This window comes from Psychromonas arctica DSM 14288, assembly GCF_000482725.1.
Classification (GTDB): domain Bacteria; phylum Pseudomonadota; class Gammaproteobacteria; order Enterobacterales; family Psychromonadaceae; genus Psychromonas; species Psychromonas arctica.
Genome location: NZ_AXWP01000008.1, coordinates 281,129 through 299,390, shown reverse-complemented (window position 1 = coordinate 299,390; position 18,262 = coordinate 281,129). Strand labels below are relative to the sequence as shown.

General features: G+C 36.8%; 21 protein-coding genes. 12 read left to right on the top strand and 9 right to left on the bottom strand.

Annotation, left to right across the window (positions count from 1 at the left end):
* The first annotated feature begins 164 nt into the window (after nucleotides 1-164).
* From H592_RS0103320 to degS, 3 genes are all read left to right on the top strand, one after another.
* Nucleotides 165-1,511, top strand: a complete 1,347-nt coding sequence (locus tag H592_RS0103320) for a DegQ family serine endoprotease (RefSeq protein ID WP_028867508.1) — start codon at nucleotides 165-167, stop codon at nucleotides 1,509-1,511.
* 215 nt (nucleotides 1,512-1,726) lie between these two features.
* Entirely contained in the window at nucleotides 1,727-3,136 is a 1,410-nt protein-coding gene (gene pykF / locus H592_RS0103315; RefSeq protein WP_028867507.1) for a pyruvate kinase PykF, read from the top strand.
* A gap of 176 nt (nucleotides 3,137-3,312) precedes the next feature.
* Nucleotides 3,313-4,377, top strand: coding sequence for an outer membrane-stress sensor serine endopeptidase DegS (gene degS / locus H592_RS0103310; RefSeq protein WP_028867506.1), 1,065 nt, complete (start codon nucleotides 3,313-3,315; stop codon nucleotides 4,375-4,377).
* A gap of 200 nt (nucleotides 4,378-4,577) precedes the next feature.
* Here degS and murA read toward each other — a convergent pair whose 3' ends face one another.
* From murA to H592_RS0103275, 7 genes are read right to left on the bottom strand one after another with little or no spacing between them, the layout of a single operon-like run.
* Nucleotides 4,578-5,837 carry a UDP-N-acetylglucosamine 1-carboxyvinyltransferase gene (gene murA, locus H592_RS0103305; protein WP_028867505.1) on the bottom strand — a complete coding sequence of 420 codons (1,260 nt, stop codon included), beginning with the start codon at nucleotides 5,835-5,837 and terminating at the stop codon, nucleotides 4,578-4,580.
* Between the two features lie 19 nt (nucleotides 5,838-5,856).
* Complete coding sequence (locus H592_RS0103300) at nucleotides 5,857-6,105, bottom strand: BolA family protein (RefSeq protein ID WP_028867504.1); 249 nt, start codon at nucleotides 6,103-6,105, stop codon at nucleotides 5,857-5,859.
* Nucleotides 6,106-6,114: 9 nt separating this feature from the next.
* Nucleotides 6,115-6,366 (bottom strand): STAS domain-containing protein, encoded by a 252-nt coding sequence (locus H592_RS0103295; protein WP_037070801.1) that lies wholly within the window; start codon nucleotides 6,364-6,366, stop codon nucleotides 6,115-6,117.
* Nucleotides 6,363-6,983, bottom strand: a complete 621-nt coding sequence (locus H592_RS0103290) for an MlaC/ttg2D family ABC transporter substrate-binding protein (protein ID WP_028867502.1) — start codon at nucleotides 6,981-6,983, stop codon at nucleotides 6,363-6,365. Before H592_RS0103290 ends, H592_RS0103295 begins: the two co-directional genes overlap by 4 nt.
* Complete coding sequence (mlaD, locus tag H592_RS0103285; RefSeq protein ID WP_028867501.1) at nucleotides 6,983-7,456, bottom strand: outer membrane lipid asymmetry maintenance protein MlaD; 474 nt, start codon at nucleotides 7,454-7,456, stop codon at nucleotides 6,983-6,985. Before mlaD ends, H592_RS0103290 begins: the two co-directional genes overlap by 1 nt.
* 1 nt (nucleotide 7,457) lies before the next feature.
* Nucleotides 7,458-8,246 (bottom strand): lipid asymmetry maintenance ABC transporter permease subunit MlaE, encoded by a 789-nt coding sequence (gene mlaE, locus H592_RS0103280; RefSeq protein WP_037070800.1) that lies wholly within the window; start codon nucleotides 8,244-8,246, stop codon nucleotides 7,458-7,460.
* A complete protein-coding gene (locus tag H592_RS0103275; RefSeq protein WP_028867499.1) occupies nucleotides 8,246-9,052 on the bottom strand; it encodes an ATP-binding cassette domain-containing protein in 807 nt (268 codons plus the stop codon). The genes mlaE and H592_RS0103275 overlap by 1 nt, the downstream gene beginning before the upstream one ends.
* A 361-nt stretch (nucleotides 9,053-9,413) precedes the next feature.
* Between H592_RS0103275 and kdsC the strand changes: the two genes are divergently transcribed.
* The 9 genes from kdsC (at nucleotide 9,414) to mgtE (ending at nucleotide 16,351) form a co-directional block, all read left to right on the top strand.
* The gene (gene kdsC, locus H592_RS0103270) at nucleotides 9,414-9,962 is read left to right on the top strand and encodes a 3-deoxy-manno-octulosonate-8-phosphatase KdsC (RefSeq protein WP_028867498.1); all 549 of its coding nucleotides are present in this window, start codon (nucleotides 9,414-9,416) and stop codon (nucleotides 9,960-9,962) included.
* Complete coding sequence (gene lptC / locus H592_RS0103265; RefSeq protein WP_028867497.1) at nucleotides 9,963-10,526, top strand: LPS export ABC transporter periplasmic protein LptC; 564 nt, start codon at nucleotides 9,963-9,965, stop codon at nucleotides 10,524-10,526.
* Nucleotides 10,513-11,073, top strand: coding sequence for a lipopolysaccharide transport periplasmic protein LptA (gene lptA / locus H592_RS21420; protein WP_051368937.1), 561 nt, complete (start codon nucleotides 10,513-10,515; stop codon nucleotides 11,071-11,073). Before lptC ends, lptA begins: the two co-directional genes overlap by 14 nt.
* A 2-nt stretch (nucleotides 11,074-11,075) precedes the next feature.
* Nucleotides 11,076-11,801 carry an LPS export ABC transporter ATP-binding protein gene (gene lptB, locus H592_RS0103255; RefSeq protein WP_028867496.1) on the top strand — a complete coding sequence of 242 codons (726 nt, stop codon included), beginning with the start codon at nucleotides 11,076-11,078 and terminating at the stop codon, nucleotides 11,799-11,801.
* A 49-nt stretch (nucleotides 11,802-11,850) separates the two neighbouring features.
* Nucleotides 11,851-13,296, top strand: a complete 1,446-nt coding sequence (locus tag H592_RS0103250) for an RNA polymerase factor sigma-54 (protein ID WP_028867495.1) — start codon at nucleotides 11,851-11,853, stop codon at nucleotides 13,294-13,296.
* A 94-nt stretch (nucleotides 13,297-13,390) separates the two neighbouring features.
* Nucleotides 13,391-13,834: a PTS IIA-like nitrogen regulatory protein PtsN gene (ptsN, locus tag H592_RS0103245; protein WP_028867494.1), complete on the top strand. Its 444-nt coding sequence runs from the start codon at nucleotides 13,391-13,393 to the stop codon at nucleotides 13,832-13,834.
* A 15-nt stretch (nucleotides 13,835-13,849) separates the two neighbouring features.
* Complete coding sequence (gene rapZ / locus H592_RS0103240; protein WP_028867493.1) at nucleotides 13,850-14,692, top strand: RNase adapter RapZ; 843 nt, start codon at nucleotides 13,850-13,852, stop codon at nucleotides 14,690-14,692.
* 6 nt (nucleotides 14,693-14,698) lie between these two features.
* Nucleotides 14,699-14,974 carry an HPr family phosphocarrier protein gene (locus H592_RS0103235; protein WP_028867492.1) on the top strand — a complete coding sequence of 92 codons (276 nt, stop codon included), beginning with the start codon at nucleotides 14,699-14,701 and terminating at the stop codon, nucleotides 14,972-14,974.
* Nucleotides 14,975-14,989: 15 nt separating this feature from the next.
* On the top strand, nucleotides 14,990-16,351 hold the full coding sequence (mgtE, locus tag H592_RS0103230; protein ID WP_028867491.1) for a magnesium transporter: 1,362 nt from the start codon (nucleotides 14,990-14,992) through the stop codon (nucleotides 16,349-16,351).
* Between the two features lie 135 nt (nucleotides 16,352-16,486).
* Here mgtE and H592_RS0103225 read toward each other — a convergent pair whose 3' ends face one another.
* Both H592_RS0103225 and H592_RS0103220 read right to left on the bottom strand, forming a co-directional pair.
* Nucleotides 16,487-16,849: a YacL family protein gene (locus tag H592_RS0103225; RefSeq protein ID WP_028867490.1), complete on the bottom strand. Its 363-nt coding sequence runs from the start codon at nucleotides 16,847-16,849 to the stop codon at nucleotides 16,487-16,489.
* Nucleotides 16,850-17,068: 219 nt separating this feature from the next.
* Complete coding sequence (locus H592_RS0103220) at nucleotides 17,069-17,902, bottom strand: winged helix-turn-helix domain-containing protein (RefSeq protein ID WP_028867489.1); 834 nt, start codon at nucleotides 17,900-17,902, stop codon at nucleotides 17,069-17,071.
* Between the last annotated feature and the right edge of the window lie 360 nt (nucleotides 17,903-18,262).

Here is an 18,262-nt window from a genome sequence, read left to right as displayed (position 1 = left end):
TAGGTTTTGCGGTTTATCTCTCGAAATACTGATGCAATGGTTAACAACTTAATAAAGGTTAGTAGTAACATTATTTAAACAGTTGAAATGTCATTAATCATCATCATTATCTTTTATAATGAACAAATAACAGATGCTTTGATCATCATTTACAAGGAGCCCCAATGCGTGTTTTTAAACATTCCCTTTTATTGGTGATTTTAATAATCACTAGCTTTAACTCCATTGCCGCCTTACCTAATAACATCAATGGTAAAGCATTACCCACATTAGCCCCTCTGATTAAAAAAGTAAGTCCCGCCGTGGTTGATATTTCAGTATTTGGTGAAAGTACAGCAACTCCGGGAGTACCTAATGAATTATTAGAGTTTTTACAGCCTCAACGTCCTCCACAACAATTTTCAGGATTAGGATCCGGCGTGATTATTGATGCACAGCAAGGATATATCATCACCAATTACCATGTGATTGAAAATGCAGATGATATCGTTATCAGCTTAACTTCAGGGCATCAATATAAAGCCACTGTCATTGGTCAAGATCCACAAAGTGATATTGCTTTATTGCAAATAAAAAGTAAGCAACCTTTAGTTGCGATCACATTTGCAAATTCGGACCAATTACAGGTCGGTGACTTTACCATTGCCATCGGCAACCCCTTTGGTTTAGGGCAAACGGTTACCTCGGGTATTGTCAGTGCATTAGGGCGTAGTGGTCTTAATTTACAAAACCTAGAAAATTATATTCAAACAGATGCAGCTATTAATAGCGGTAACTCTGGTGGTGCACTACTTAACTTAAATGGCGAATTAATTGGTATTAATACTGCTATATTGGGCCCTAATGGCGGCAACATTGGTATCGCTTTTGCAATTCCATCGAACATGGTTAAAAACCTCACACAACAATTACTTGAGTTTGGCGAAATTCGCCGAGGTATTTTGGGTATTAAGGGTGGCGAAGTAACACCAGATTTAGCTAAAAGCTTTTCATTAGATGTAACAAAAGGTGCGTTTATCTATCAAGTCACTCCTGATTCAGCTGCCGATAAAGCCGGTTTAAAAGCAGGAGATGTGATTACCGCAATCAATGGAACAGCTATAAAGTCATTTGCAGCATTACGTGCAAAAATAGGAACTTTAAGTTCAGGAAAAAAAGTAAGCCTAAGCGTGATTCAAGACAATAAATATAAAAATATTAACGTTATATTAGGCGGCAACACAACAACTGCAAAAGCAAAATTAACGCCTATTCTACCGGTTATTTTTGAAGGTGCGATCTTAAAAGATATAGCACCCGGGCAATCAGTTGCTGGCGTCAATGTAGTAGAAGTAAAACCAAATTCAATGGCAAGCCGTATAGGTTTACTTGAAAACGATAAAATAATAGCGGTCAATAAGACTGCTATCAGTAATCAAGCGGAACTTATTTCTGCACTGGAGCAGGCTAAAAATATGAGAGCATTAAATATAATGCGTAATAACAGACTCATTTATATTATTTTGGACTAGGCTCAACTAGAAAATGTAATAAATTTACAGAAAATTTGGATATATATCTGCTTAATTTAGATATATATCTACATAACGGAGATTTATTGATCATAAATCATTTTTTATTGAAAAATTTCTTGTAAAATACGCGCCCTAAAGAATAAAAAAGAAAATTAAAGAAAACTGTAAATAATATAAGTAATAAAAGCACAATCACTCTTGGAGAAAAGACGGTGAGAAAAACTAAAATTGTATGTACGATAGGTCCAAAATCAGAATCTAAAGAAATGTTAACAAAACTAGTTGAGAACGGCATGAATGTAATGCGTCTTAACTTTTCACACGGTGACTTCATCGAACATGGTACTCGAATTACACGTATCCGCGAAGTGTGTGAAGAAACTGGTAAAAATGTTGCTGTTCTTTTAGATACTAAAGGCCCGGAAATCCGTACTGTCAAATTAGAAAACGGTAATGACGTATTATTAACTGCAGGTCAAGAATTCACGCTTTCTACAGACCAAACAATCGTTGGTGATAACACTATCGTTGCAGTAACTTACGAAAACTTAACAAAAGATCTTGTTATTGGAAACACTGTATTGTTAGACGATGGTCTAATTGAAATGACAGTAAAAAGCATCACTGATACTAACGTTATCTGTACAGTAATGAATACGGGTGAGTTAGGCGAAAACAAGGGTGTTAATCTGCCTGGTGTTAAAGTTCAACTACCTGCATTGTCTAAAAAAGATAAAGGCGATTTGATTTTTGGTTGTGAGCAAAATGTAGACTTTATTGCAGCTTCATTTATTCGTAAAAAAGAAGATGTATTAGAAATCCGTGAGCTATTAAAAGCAAACGGCGGCGAAAATATTCAAATCATCTCTAAAATTGAAAACCAAGAAGGCGTTGATAATTTTGATGAGATCCTAGCGGTTTCTGACGCAATCATGGTTGCTCGTGGTGATTTAGGTGTTGAGATACCTGTTGAAGAAGTGATCTTTGCACAAAAAATGATGATTGAGAAAGCGAACAAAGCACGTAAGCCTGTTATTACAGCAACACAAATGCTTGATTCCATGATCAAAAACCCACGTCCAACACGTGCTGAAGCTGGCGATGTTGCGAATGCCATTATCGATGGTACAGATGCAGTAATGCTTTCAGGGGAGTCAGCTAAAGGTAAATACCCTGCTGAAGCAGTGGAAATAATGGCTTCTATCTGTGCACGTACTGACAGCGTACTTCATCCAGTAGTAGAAGAAAAAGATGCGGACCTTCGTATAACTGAAGCAGTATGTAGCGGTGCAGTTAAAAACGCAGAGCAGCTAGGTGCGAAATTAATTATTGTTGCGACAGGTGCAGGTAAATCAGCACGTTCAATTCGTAAATATTTCCCATCAATGCCTATTTTAGCATTAACTAGTAATGCTAAAACTCGTCAACAATTAGCATTAACTAAAGGTGTTTCTGCAAAAGTTATCGAGCAACAAGCAACAATGGAAGAGTTCTACAAATTAGGTATGGATTTAGCTAAAGAGCAAGGTTTAGTGGTTACAGGCGATAAAGTCGTGATGGTAACGGGTGCACTAGTTTCTTCTGGTACAACTAATACTTCTTCTGTACACGTTATTTCTTAATGATTAGTCGCTCTTTGAGCGATTAAAATAAGAAAATAAATTAATCAAACATCGCTTCAGGGCGATGTTTTTTTTTGTGCAAATTCCCATTAATTAAAAACTAATTTTCCGTCTGTGCATAGTTTTCTATATACTAAGCTTCCATTTTTTGTATTCATTACCCATTAGTCAAAAATATGAAGCTAATACAATACGTTAATTATCTAGTTAAACCTGTTCTGTGGGGATTGTTCCTTGCCGCGCTGATTATTTATGGGCCAAAAATATATAAGAGCTTAGAAAATGATCGTAGTTATAAACCAGCACTTATTAGTTACTCTGATGCAGTAAAAAGAGCAGCACCATCAGTTGTTAACATTTATTCTCAGCAATATATAGACTCTAGCGTGGGTTCTAAACAACAGTTACAACCTACGGGTTTAGGCTCTGGTATCATCCTTGATAAGAGAGGTTATATTGTCACTAATCACCATGTTATCTCTGAAGCAGACCAAATCTTAATTGCTTTACAGGACGGTCGTTTATTCACTGCTAATGTAATTGGTAGTGATGTGATCACTGACCTTGCAGTATTACAAATCGAAGCAAACAACCTTCCAGTGATCCCACAAAACTCTGATTATATTGCAGAAATCGGAGATCTAGTATTAGCTATTGGCAACCCTTACAATCTTGGTCAAACCATTACTCAAGGCGTGATCAGTGCAACTGGTCGCAGCGGGATGAGCAGCACAGGACGACAAGACTTTATTCAAACCGATGCAGCTATTAATGAAGGTAATTCCGGCGGTGCGTTGATCAATAGTTACGGAGAACTTGTTGGGATTAACACGTCAGAATTTTACACAGGTACACGTAACGTGACTTACGGCATTAGTTTTGCCATCCCCTACCGTCTAGTAAAATTTGTCATGCAGAGTCTAATTCAAGATGGACGAGTAATTCGTGGCTCATTAGGTATTGAAGCGGAGAATTTAGATCCCTTACTGGCTCGCTTATGGGGGCTAGAGGCGAAAAATAGTATTATAGTTAAAAAAATAGTCGACAACGGACCAGCACAAAAAGCCGGTATGCAAAAGAATGACATTATTCTAAAAATTGATGATAAAGATGCAATTAACTTAATTGTAACCATGGATAAAATAGCTAAAATCAAACCTGGTTCTGCAACAAAAATAACAATTTTAAGAGAGGGTAAAGAACAAGTCCTTGATGTCATGATTGGTGAATTACAACAATAAAAGCTATCAATGATATGTTTGATTTTAGATCTGGCATAAGCAGCTGTGACAACTTCAGTAACTGAAGCAGCCAAATCAACTACCTCATACTGTTAATAAAGCACAGCACAATCGATTATTCTTAAAAATTAGATAATAAAAAAGAAAGCCTTAGCTTTCTTTTTATCTTTCTCATCAATATCAAAAATACGCTATATCAATTAAGACTCTACACGACGCATTTTTGCACCCAATGGAATCAATTTATCTTCAATCGCTTCATAGCCACGGTCGATATGATAAATTTCATCAACAATTGTTTCGCCCTGTGCAATTAAACCAGCAATAACAAGGCTAGCAGATGCTCGTAAATCAGTTGCCATGACGATTGCGCCGCTTAACTTATCGTTATCACCACAAATAGCTAAATTGCCATCTAACTCGATGTTAGCACCCATACGAATTAGCTCAGGTACGTGCATAAAACGGTTTTCAAAGATATTTTCTTTGATTCGTCCAGTGCCTGGCGCAACCGTATTAAGTACTGTAAATTGTGCTTGCATATCCGTAGGGAATGCAGGATGTGGAGCTGTGGTAATATTAACTGATTTTAAAGTGCGGCCAGTCATATCAACTTCAATCCAGTCATCACCAGTTGTCACTAACGCTCCAGCTTCTTCAAGCTTAGACAGAACAGCGGTTAAGAGCTGAGGATCAGTTTTGAGACAACGTACTTTACCGCCACTCACAACGCCAGCCACTAAAAATGTACCGGTTTCAATGCGATCAGGTTGTACTTGGTAAGTACAGTCACCTAGGGTTTCAACACCTTCAATAGTAATGGTATCAGTACCAGCACCTGATATTTTACCACCCATACCGTTAATGAAATTAGCAAGATCAACAATTTCTGGCTCTTTCGCTGCATTTTCAATGGTAGTAACACCTTCGGCTAGCGCAGCTGCCATCATTAAATTACCCGTGCCTGTTACGCTCACTAGATCCATGTATAGATGACAGCCCTTTAAACGTCCGTCAACACGCGCTTTAATAAAGCCATCTTCAACTTTAATCGTTGCGCCCATTTGCTCTAAACCGTGAATATGAAGATTCACTGGACGAGCCCCAATCGCACAACCACCTGGTAGCGAAATGTCAGCTTCACCAAAACGAGCAACCAAAGGCCCTAATGCTAAAATAGAAGCTCGCATACTTCTTACTAACTCATACGAAGCGGTATAGTTTTTAACACCTTTAGCATTAATTTTTACTGTATGCTTATCTTGATGTGTGGTTGCACCGAGTTCTTGCAACAACTCAAGCGTTGTAGAGATATCTTTTAAAAGAGGTACATTACTTAATGTAATATCACCTTCAGATAATAAAGTAGCAAATAGGATTGGTAATGCGGCATTTTTTGCCCCAGAAATAGTTACCTCGCCATTTAACTGGCAGCCACCTTGAATAATAAATTGACCCATGAAAATCCTTATTAACCTACTAAATAAAATGTTTTTGTTTTTGCCACTCATCTGGCGTTAATGCTTTAATGGTTAACGCATGGATTGCATTGGTAGCAATATCATCCGCTAAATGAGCATAAATTGTTTGTTGTTTTTTAACACGACTCATGTCAATAAACATGTCACTGACTGCGATCACTTGAAAAGTGCCACTGTCACCTTTAACAATACAAACATCTAATGTTAGAGCTTGCTCCAACTTCTCTTTAATTTTTTCTGTATTCATAATAAACCACTATTTTTCAAAAAGGTTTTCTACACCATAAAGCTCAGCGAGAATGCGTAATTTGTCCGAAGCATTAATCAACTTCAGCGCAGGGTATTTGGTTTTAATTTGCACTAAGTAAGCGACACCAGCAGAATCAATTTTAGTTATTTGAGATAAATCGACATTATTAACCGCTTGGTAAGTCTCTATCGCAGGGTATGTTTGCTCACTTAAATTAGCGAGCAATAAATCTAGACTAAGCAACAGGTCGTTGCTCATGATACAAACTCACTATTTTTCTCTAATAGTAGTTTGATCACTTCATCAATCCCTTGTTTTTGGATCAATGGTCGTAATTCAGATTTTTTGGTATCTAACATGCTGACACCTTCCGCAATCACATCAAAAACTTTCCATTCACCTGTTTTTGAATTGTTACGCAATTTAAAATCTAATTGCGTTACTTGTCCATTATTGTCGGTCATTCTAACAGGAATACTGACAATTTTCTTACCCTTAAAGTTATTAATATCAAGTATCAACAGTGATTGTTGATCGTATTTACCTAATATGTGTCCATAAGCATTGATTAAGTATGCAAGAAAAGCATCGACAAACTGTTCGCGCTGCTCAGGCGTTGTATTTTTTAGATTAGGCCCTACCACACTATAGGCAGTGTATTTGTAATCAAAGAAAGGAATAAGTTCCTCTTTGATGATCACCTTAATATATTCAGGTTCACTCTGTAAGCGGCTTTTTTCATCGTTTAAGCGCTTAAAAGTAGTCGTTGATACTGAATGTAGTACTTGATTAGGGTTGGTAATGTCACTCTCACTTGCGATCAGTGAAAATGATAGAGAATATAAAAATGCAAAAACATAAATAAATAAACGCATTAGTCGTCCTTATTATTAATAGAGTAAATAAACTGCCCAATTAGATCTTCAAGCACCAATGCAGACTTAGTATCTTCAATCATGTCGCCGTTTGCTAACATTTCAATACCGTCATCGATAAAACCAGGTTTAATACCAACATATTGCTCACCTAATAAACCAGAAGTTAAAATAGCAAGTGAAGAAGTTTCAGGATAAAAACCTTGTTTTTCAAACATTGAAAGTGTCACTAGCGGTGTATAAGATTCTTTGTCTAAAGAAATTGATTCAACACGTCCAACAACAACCCCTCCTAACTTAACCGGTGCACGTGGTTTTAATCCACCGACATTATTAAAATTAGCTTGTAACGTATAACTATTACCTTCACCTTTAAACGATAATCCTGCGACACTAAATGCTAACACGACAAAAGAGGCTATCGCTGCAACAACAAATAATCCAACCCATATTTCTAATTTTTTCTGTGGCATTTTAGCCTCCAAACATAATAACAGTTAGTAAAAAATCCATTCCTAAAACGAGTAATGAAGCTAACACCACGGTTTTTGTGGTTGCTCTACTAATGCCTTGTGCATTAGGGATAACGTGAAAACCATTAAATAAAGCAACCCAAGTAACAATAACAGCAAAGATAAGACTTTTGATTATACCATTGAGCACATCAGGACCGAAATTAACGCTGCCTTCCATAACCGACCAGAAAGCACCACCATCAATCCCCATCCAGCTCACACCAATTAAATAACCGCCCCAGATAGCCACAACATTAAAAATAAGTGTTAATAAAGGTAATGCAACAATACCTGCAATGAGGCGTGGTGCAATAACTCGTTTTAATGGAGAAACCGCCATCATTTCCATACTCGCAATTTGCTCAGTACTTTGCATTAAACCAATTTCAGCGGTTAATGCCGAGCCGGCTCTTCCAGCAAATAGCAAGGCTGCGACAACAGGCCCTAGTTCGCGTAATAATGATAGCGCAACCATGCTACCTAAACTTTCTTCCGCCGCATAATCCACTAAGACATAATAACCTTGTAAACTCAGCACCATACCAATAAACAGGCCGGCAGTGACAATAATAGGTAAGGATAAAATACCTAAATGATATAGTTGATTAATACACAAACTAAATAATTTAGGGTGAGGCTTAGTAAATAACGTACGATAAAACATCAACGCCGATTTCCCAGCACCTCCGATTTGTTGTAACGTAAATGCACCAATATTTTGTAACAATTGCAGTCCCCCTTGTTGCATTATAGATTCGCCTTTTCTAAGTCTGCTTGATAGTCATCAGCAGGCATATGAAATGGAACAGGACCTTGCACTGCACCAGCTAAAAATTGTTGTAATAATGCATTATCTTTTTGCGCTAACACTTCCTCAACAGAGCCTTCAGCGATGATTTTTTTCTCTGCAAATACATACACGTTGTCAGCAATCGATAGCACCTCATTGACATCATGAGAAACAATGATGGAGGTCAAGCCTAAGGTATCATTAAGTTGTTTTACTAGTTTTAATAATACATTCATTGAAATAGGATCTTGACCAGTAAAAGGTTCATCATACATGATCACTTCAGGATCTAGCGCAATCGCACGTGCTAACGCAATACGCCTCGCCATCCCCCCTGACAATTGTGAGGGATGCAGGTCCTTTGCACCACGTAAACCGACGGCATTGAGTTTCATTAACACTAATGTTGTTAAGAGCTTTTCATCTAACTGAGTATGTTCTCGTAGCGGAAAGGCGACATTTTCAAATACAGTCAGATCATTAAATAAAGCACCGCTTTGAAATAACATCCCCATTTTTTTTCTAACTTCATAAAGCGCTTTTTGTGAACATTGGTGAATAGATGTGCCATTAAAAATAACTTCGCCACTGTCCGCGGGGATCTGTCCACCGATTAATTTTAATAAGGTAGTTTTACCTATTCCACTTGGCCCAAGCACGGCAGTAATTTTACCTCGTTCAAATTGCATATCGAGGTTATCAAATATTTTCTTTTGCTGGCGCGAGAAACTAAGTTGATTGATAACAATGTGTGATGTTGGCATGAATACATTTTCTCTAAGGAAACGAAAGCTCAGTCTAATAATTCAGACAAGAAAGGCAATTAATAATCGACGATAAAGTCAGTAAAGTATCAATTTAGAGCGAATTTACCCCATAAAGTTCTAAAAAAGCAAAAATTAGTCAGAGAATAGCGGTTATTTTCAATTAATATAGGTTGTTCATTAATCGATTAGTCAGTGAATTAATTAAATAATCTAGGTATTAGTCTTGTTTACGCTATTTAAAAATAAGCAGTCTTGTTATGATGACAGTTAAATACTCAAGTAAACAATGCTCGCCTTAATGTACACATTTTGATATTTTTACCCTAAAATCACCACCTATTTAAAAAAGAGCCTATAAATGATCGATACACCCTATGGAAAAATCAGCACAACTAATTTTCAACGAGCACAAAAAATAAAACTTTTTGTATGTGATGTTGATGGTGTTTTTTCAGATGGTCGAATTTATATGGGAAATAATGGTGAAGAATTAAAAGCATTTCATACAAAAGACGGTTTTGGATTAAAAGCGATCATGCAACAAGGTATTGATGTTGCGATTATTACAGGTAGAGAATCTAATATCGTAAAAAATAGAATGAGTGCATTAGGTATTAAACATATTTTTCAAGGTAAAGATGACAAGTTAACGGTTTATCATTCATTACTTGAGCAATTACAATTAACGCCAGAACAAACGGCCTATATCGGTGATGACGTTGTAGATTTACCTGCCATGATGCTTTCTGGATTAGGTGTCGCTGTTAATGATGCTCATCCGTTGGTGATTCAGCAGGCAGATTTAGTGACAACAACCAAAGGTGGATTTGGTGCGGTACGTGAAATATGTGACCTATTCCTACAATGCCATGGTCAACTATCTATGACGCAAGGTAAAAGTGAATAAATGAATAAACGTCAAAGCATTCCTTTTATTGCTTTAATCGTCGCCTTTGTATTTTGGGTGTATATTAAACCAGAAACAGAGGTGCCCTCATTACCAGAGCACCATCCAAGTTATATCGCCGATGATGTGACAAGCCAGCATTATGATCAACTGGGGTTTAATGATTATCGTGTTTTTGCAGATAAAATGACTAACTATTCGGAAGATGAGTCAACTCACTTTGAGTCGCCTAAAGTCATCGTTTATAACAAAAATAGACAAACCGGTGTCGTTTCCACATGGCAATTAACTAGCTTAAACGGTACGTTAACGGATAAATATAAATTGATACTTTCAGGTAAAGTATTGATTGAAAACTTAAGTAAAGATCAGATCGTACAAACAATGTCTACTGATGAAGCCACGGTGATGCTAGATAGCAAAATTATCACCACACCATTACAAGTCAATTGGACTGGACCACAAATGCGTCAGCAAGGAGTTGGTATGTGGGCATCGATGGAAACAGAAGAAATGACACTTAATTCGAATACAAAAGCGGTATATTTTAATGAATCTAAATAAATTAGCAGTTTCACTTATTTCTTTCACATTGTTCAGTGCAAGTGCACTTGCAATTGAGTCTGACTTTGATCAACCTATTCACGTTTCATCGGTAAAACAACATGCTAACATGAAAAGTAATACCATCATCTTTACCGATGAAGTATTGCTCACCCAAGGCTCAATTAAAATTACAGCCGATAAACTTACTGTTGTACGTGGTAAACAAGCTAACCATGAGACGATGATAGCAGAAGGTAATTTGGCTACTTTCTATCAAACTCAAGATGATGGTAAACCGTTAGATGCACAGGCAAAACATATTCTTTATGACGTCGCAAAAGGTACAATAACGTTAACCAAAAATGCGCAAATAAAACAATTAGATAGCCAGATTAATGGCGCTAAAATTGTCTACTTCCTAGAGTCTCAAGAGCTTAATGTCAGCACCGATAAAGCAAAGCAGGAACGTGTTAAGACGGTTTTTTTACCCGCTCAATTTGAAAAAGATAAAACTAAAAAGTCATCTAATTCCTCTACACCAAAAACAATAAAAGAGGAAAAATAAAGATGGCTGAATTACGTGCGACAGGATTAGTAAAAAGCTATAAAGGCCGAACTGTTGTTAATGGTGTAGGGTTAACAGTTAAAACAGGTGAAATCGTCGGTTTATTAGGGCCTAACGGTGCAGGTAAGACCACCTCATTTTATATGGTTGTTGGCTTAGTTAAACAAGATCAAGGCTCTATTATCATTGATGATCAAGATATATCCAGTGATCCCATGCATATTCGAGCGCAAAAAGGTATTGGTTACTTACCACAGGAAGCTTCTATTTTTCGTCGCTTAACTGTGACAGAAAATATCATGGGTATTCTGCAAACTCGTAAAGAATTAACGCAGGCACAGCGAGACGAAAAATTGAATACGCTACTCGAAGAGTTTCATATTACACATATTCGAGATAATAAAGGCATGAGTTTATCAGGTGGCGAGCGCCGCCGAGTTGAAATTGCGCGCGCCTTGGCGACTGAACCTAAATTTATTTTACTTGACGAACCCTTTGCTGGTGTCGACCCTATTTCGGTTATCGATATTAAGAATATCATCCAACAGTTGCGAGACCGTGGATTAGGTGTATTAATTACTGACCATAATGTCCGTGAAACCTTGGACGTGTGTGAGCACTCTTATATCGTAAGTCACGGAGAAATTATAGCTATTGGGACGCAAGACGAAATATTAGCAAACGATCATGTAAAACGCGTTTATCTAGGTGAAGAATTTAAACTTTAAGGTATAGTTATTTTTAATTGAGCAATAAGTTCTAGGAATATATGTTTTGATGAAACAAGGTTTACAATTGAAAATGGGTCAGCAATTAGCGATGACTCCTCAATTACAACAAGCAATAAAATTGTTGCAGCTTTCAACACTCGATCTACAACAAGAGATTCAAAACGCGCTAGATTCCAATCCTCTCTTAGAACAAGATGATCAAACGGGTTCAGAAGAAACAGTTAAAGAATCTGACAGTAGCCAACTTGATACTTCTGAGGCTATCTCACAACAAGAATTTTCCGATGATTTACCGGCAGAAAAAGAGTGGGAAGAGTCATACACATCGACACCTATCACAGGTACTAGCTCTAATGCTGTAGCTTATGACGGCGAAGATTCCGTTTATCAAGGTGAGTCCTCGACTTCATTACAGGATCACTTGTTATGGCAAATGCAACTCACTCCTTTTACTGAAACCGATCAAGTTATTGCCATGGCAATCATTGATTCAATTGATGAGTCTGGTTATTTAACAACAAGCTGTGAAAGCATTCTAGAAAGTTTAGAAGCTGATCTTGAAGGCTTAGAGTTAGATGAAGTTGAAGTAGTATTAAAACGTATTCAACATTTTGATCCGTTAGGCGTTGCCGCACGTTCAACTCAAGAATGCTTACAAATTCAACTACGCCAATTACCTGATAGCACTCCTTGGCGCGAAGAAGCTATTTTAATTCTTGAGCAATATATGGAGTTACTCGGTAATCGAGACTATCGAACATTAGCCAGAAAAAGCAAATTCAAAGAAAGCCAATTATCTGAAATAATGCGTTTAATTCAGAGCTTAGAACCAAGGCCTGGTAACAGTATTGAAACCAGTGAAACGCAATATATCGTACCTGATGTTTACGTTAAAAAAATAAACGGACAATGGCGTGTTTCATTAAATCAAGATTGTGATCCTAACTTATCTATAAACGAGCAATATGCTAGTCTATGTAAAGGTAATATCAGCAAAACTGACTCACAATTTATTAAAGGTCACTTGCAAGAAGCCAAATGGTTTATTAAAAGCTTAGAAAGTCGTAATGAAACTTTATTAAAAGTATCTAACTGTATTGTTCAACAGCAACAAGCCTTTTTCGAATATGGCGATGAATCCATGAAACCGATGGTATTAAATGATGTTGCCTTTGAAGTAGAAATGCATGAATCGACCATATCCCGAGTGACAACACAAAAATTTATGCATACTCCACGTGGTATTTATGAATTAAAATTTTTCTTTTCAAGTCATGTTGCAACGGATGGCGGCGGTGAATGCTCATCAACAGCGATTCGTGCATTAATTAAAAAATTAGTCGCGGCAGAGCCGACAAATAAACCCTTAAGTGATAATAAGATAACACAATTATTAGAAGAAAAAGGTATTCAGGTTGCACGACGCACTATTGCAAAATATCGTGAATCTTTAGGTATTCCGCCTTCTAACCAACGTAAACAATTACTTTAAATAGTGAGCAGTGCAAATAAAAATGAGATTAACTATAGTCATTTAATACTAACCTGCTAAACTCGCGCGTTCGTTGAATACAGTTAAATATATTATGAAAATATCTACTTTATTAAATAAAGATTCCGTCTTCTGCCAAACGGCATGCACCAGTAAAAAAGGTGCATTAGAAAAAATCAGTATTATTGCTGCAGAGCAGTTAAATTTAGATGCACAGGAATTATTCGAAAGTTTAATTGCCCGCGAAAAGATCGGTTCTACAGGTGTAGGCTCTGGCATTGCGCTTCCTCATGTTAAAATATCTAGCGACTCCCCTGCGACAGCGGTATTTTTACAATGCGAATCAGGTATCGATTATGATTCATATGACGGTAACAAAGTAGATATATTATTTGCTATATTTGTTCCTGAGGATCTGTGTAAAGAATACCTTGCTGCGTTGTCAGAAATAAGCCAAAAACTGTTAGATAAGCAATTTCTGCGTCAATTGCGCAGCGCAAAGACGAATGAAAAGCTATTTGAGTTATTAACCCTATAAAATTTAGGAGCGCATATGAAGTTAATTGTTATTAGTGGTCGATCAGGCTCAGGAAAAACAATTGCCCTCCATGTCCTAGAAGATTTAGGCTACAACTGCATTGACGGGGTCCCATATCAATTATTAGAACAATTGGTTGATACGGTAGATCCTAAAGATAACAAAGTAGCAGTCAGTTTAGACATCCGCAACATGCCCTCTGACGTTGATGCGATAAAAAAGCTGATTGAATCACTGCAACAAAAAGTCGAATTAGAAATTATCTATATCGACGCATTAACCAGTGAGTTAATTAGACGTTATAGCGAAACTCGACGTTTACACCCGCTGTCCAAACAAAAGTTATCACTATCTCAGGCCTTAGAATTAGAAAACGAAATGCTTGCTCCTTTGAAAGCATTGGCTGCTTTTTCAATTGATACCACCTCGCTCTCCGTTCACAACTTAAACGAACACCTTAAGATTTACTTGCAAGGGTCTAGTAAAAGCAATGTATTAGTTATTTTTCAATCTTTTGGATTTAAACACTTACATCCCGAAGATGCTGATTATATTTTTGATGTACGTTTTCTGCCAAATCCTTACTGGGAAAAGAATTTAAAACAATATTCTGGCAAGGATAAGCTGATCCAAGATTATTTGAATACATTCCCTTTAGTCAAAGAAACAATCACTAATATCGAAAATCTGTTCCTTACTTGGTTACCGCATTTAGAACAAAACAATAGAAACTATGTCACGATTGCTATCGGTTGTACCGGTGGTAGACATCGTTCAGTTTATGTTACAGAGCAAATAGCAGCACGTTTCAAACACAAATACCAAGTACAAATTGAACACAAATGTTTAAAGGAGTAATTCCTGTTGGATATCATTAAGCAAACAATTACAATACAAAATAAACTAGGGCTACACACACGAGCAACCATCAAATTAGTTGAACTCGTCAATGCTTTTGATGCGCAAATTATCATCACTCATAATGGTAAACAAGCGGATGCAGGCAGTGTTCTAGGGTTGTTAGTATTAGAAACGTGTTTTGGTCAAGAAATTGAAATTGAAGCCAAAGGCCCAGAAGCAAAACAAGCGATGCAAGCCGTCACAGAACTCATAGAAAATAAGTTCTTAGAAGAAGAATAATAAAAAGGAGCTCGTATGCTGGAAAACACTAAGGTTGATAATACCCAGCTACGACTTCAAGAAGTTAATAAAGCACTCGATAGTGGAATGTTTGTCCGAGCACGCAGTATTTTGGACAAAATGCCAGCCTGTGATGTTGCCTTTCTATTAGAGTCTTCTCCTCCAGCTAACCGTAAAGTATTATGGAATTTAACTGACCATGATCAACACGGGGAAATCCTCGAAGAATTAAACGAAGATGCAAAAGATGGCATCATTAATTTAATGGGCACTGATAATTTAGTCGCAGCGACTGAAGGCATGGAAACCGACGGTTTGGCCTATGTCCTTCGTGGTATTCCCGATACAGTTTATCGTGCTGTATTAGAACAAATGGATGCACAAGATAGACAACGCGTCGAATTAGCTCTCGCCTTTCCAGAAGATACCGCCGGTTCAATGATGAATACCGATACGGTAACCGTTCGTCCCGATGTCACTATCGAAGTGGTTTTGCGCTATTTACGTTTAAAAGGTTCATTGCCCGATACTACTGATGCTTTATACGTTGTTGATACTGATAACAAACTGCTTGGCGATGTTTCCTTATCTACTTTATTAACTGTAGAGCCTACCTCTATTATTAGTGAAGTGATGAATCATGACACTGAACCACTACAAGTCTTAATGGAAGAAAATGAAATAGCAAAGCTATTTGAACGACATGATTGGATTTCTGCCCCTGTTATCGACAAGAATAAACAACTGCTAGGACGTATTACCATCGATGATGTCGTTGATATTATACGTGAAAATGCGGAGCACTCAATGATGGGTATGGCGGGTATGGATGATGACGAAGATACCTTTGCTCCCATTTTACCAAGCGCTAAGCGTCGTACGGTATGGTTATCAGTTAACTTAATTGCCGCTTTTATTGCCGCTTCTGTTTCCAATATGTTTGAAGCCACTTTAGAGCAAGTAGCAACGCTTGCTGTATTAATGACCATTGTTCCTAGTATGGGCGGTATTGCGGGTAATCAAACATTAGCCTTAGTTATTCGAGGTATCGCTGTTGGACATATTAGTAGCAGTAATACGCGTTGGTTAATTGGTAAAGAGGCCGCCATAGGGCTATTAAATGGTATGATTTGGGCGGTATTAGTAGCTACTGCAGTTGTTCTCTGGAAAGGTGATATGCAAGTCGGTTATATTATTGCTGGCGCGATGTTCATCAATCTGTCAATTGCAGGTGTTGCGGGCGTATGTATCCCGCTATTGATGCATAAATATAAAATTGATCCTGCATTAGCGGGTGGTATGGCATTAACAACCGTAACTGACGTCATTGGTCTATTCTCATTCTTAGGTATGGCTACATTAGTATTACGACACTGATCCTGTTTTTATATAACCGATACACCTTCAAAATTTGAACTTCAGCTTAAATACACCACCATTTACTTTTTTAATTAAAGTGAATGGTTAAAATAAGCGGTTATCTATTTGTGATCATTTTTAGCAATCTCAGGCTCAGATAAAGTCTAACCAAGACTCCACTAAATTCAAAAAATCCTCCAATCCACATTCAGCTTGGATTTCTTGATCATAAAAACTCAAATCGTTTGCATCCTCTAAATCAGACTCTGAATGATGTAAGCTATGATTGATAATACTTGCCTCTTCTGCATTTAAGTATAAACAAAATTCACTACCTATTAATTTATACTCTGTTATTTCACGTTGCTGCAATTGTTCAATCACAGTTATTAATGCTTCTACCCAGCCTTTTTTTTGACCTTCTTGCTCTAACCATGTTCCAAATGCTTCATGACCCATAGACAGTTTCACTGTCGCTTTATCACTGAAATAGTCTTTTTTGAAGTCAAATTCCATTACGTTAATCTCTTTTCATTTATTTAATAGCAGAAGTATAAACAGTTTTAGAATAGCTGCATGGAAATTTATGTGAAACCATGAATTAATAGTTTTGATGAGTAATAGTGCGAAGTGCAGTAGTTAATGAGTGTCAATGATATTTTAGGCAAAAAAAACCTCTGCTGATGCAAAGGCTTTGTTTTATCTACACGTTAGTTAACTACTAAAAGTTAACGACTAAGAATTAACTGCTACTTTTAGTTGAGCAGTCGCAACAACATTAGTTGGTATTAGTTCATAAGCTGCTTGTGGTTTTAATAACACATTAGATTTACTTGCTACCATTAGCATTTGCTTCAAACGGTTCGATTCAAATGGTTTTAATAATAAACCTTGAACGTCCAATAGGCTATTTAAGCCTAATAACTCACGCTGTACATCATGATGAGAGTTTAGAATACTAATATCAGCAGATGCAGATGTTTTACCAGTACGAATTGACTTAATTAACTCGATACCAGAGCAATCCGCTAATAATGCATCAACAATGATTAAATCGAAATCCTGTAGCGCAATTGAACGTTCAGCTTCTACACTAGTAGCAACACCTTCAACATAAGAAACATTTAATGCTTCAAGTTGTTCAATTAGTTGAATACGACCTTCCGCTTCACCTTCAACGACTAATACTTTCATATTCGTAATAGCATTTGCAGTTAAATCGCCTTGAGCCATTGGAGATACTGTACTTTCAGAAACAGCTAACCCTTCCATTCGTGCAATGTAGCCACGCTTAGGAATAGTAGAAATATTTAAACCATGAAGACTCAAAGTACCTACACTTTTGCGTAGTTGAGAAATATGTTGATTGATAGTATGGTCTGTCACTAGACGTCCCCATACATGTTGAGCTAGATCTTCGCGAGTAACCACAGTGTTTACGTTTTTACATAGAAAATGTAATAGTGATGTACGTAATGGACCTAAATAAACTTTTCGACTTCCGTGAATTAAACTGTTTTGGCTTGTATCAATGTGGAATTCACCCACAATTAAACTTTTTTCTAACATAATAATAGTACCCATTTTTTGTTTTATATAAATGCCAATCTCTGTGGATTTGACTATTTTTTATTTTAATTTTCGGACTGCTTGAGCAATCTCTTATATAATCTCAAACATATTATCAAATTAACATAAAAACACAAACGTATTTCATGATCATCATAATTTTGTAATAATTTTATCATAAACATTTACTATAGGGTAAGTTTTATATCATGCAAATAAAAAATCTAATAAGTTGCTTAAAGCAGCTTTAATTGTTCTAAAAACAGTATAAGTTTCATAGTAAAAACTCAATCTTTCAAGCCACTAGTACAGCCTTAGCTTTAGCAAATCAGCTTTTGACTTGCGCTCCTTTTATCCTAC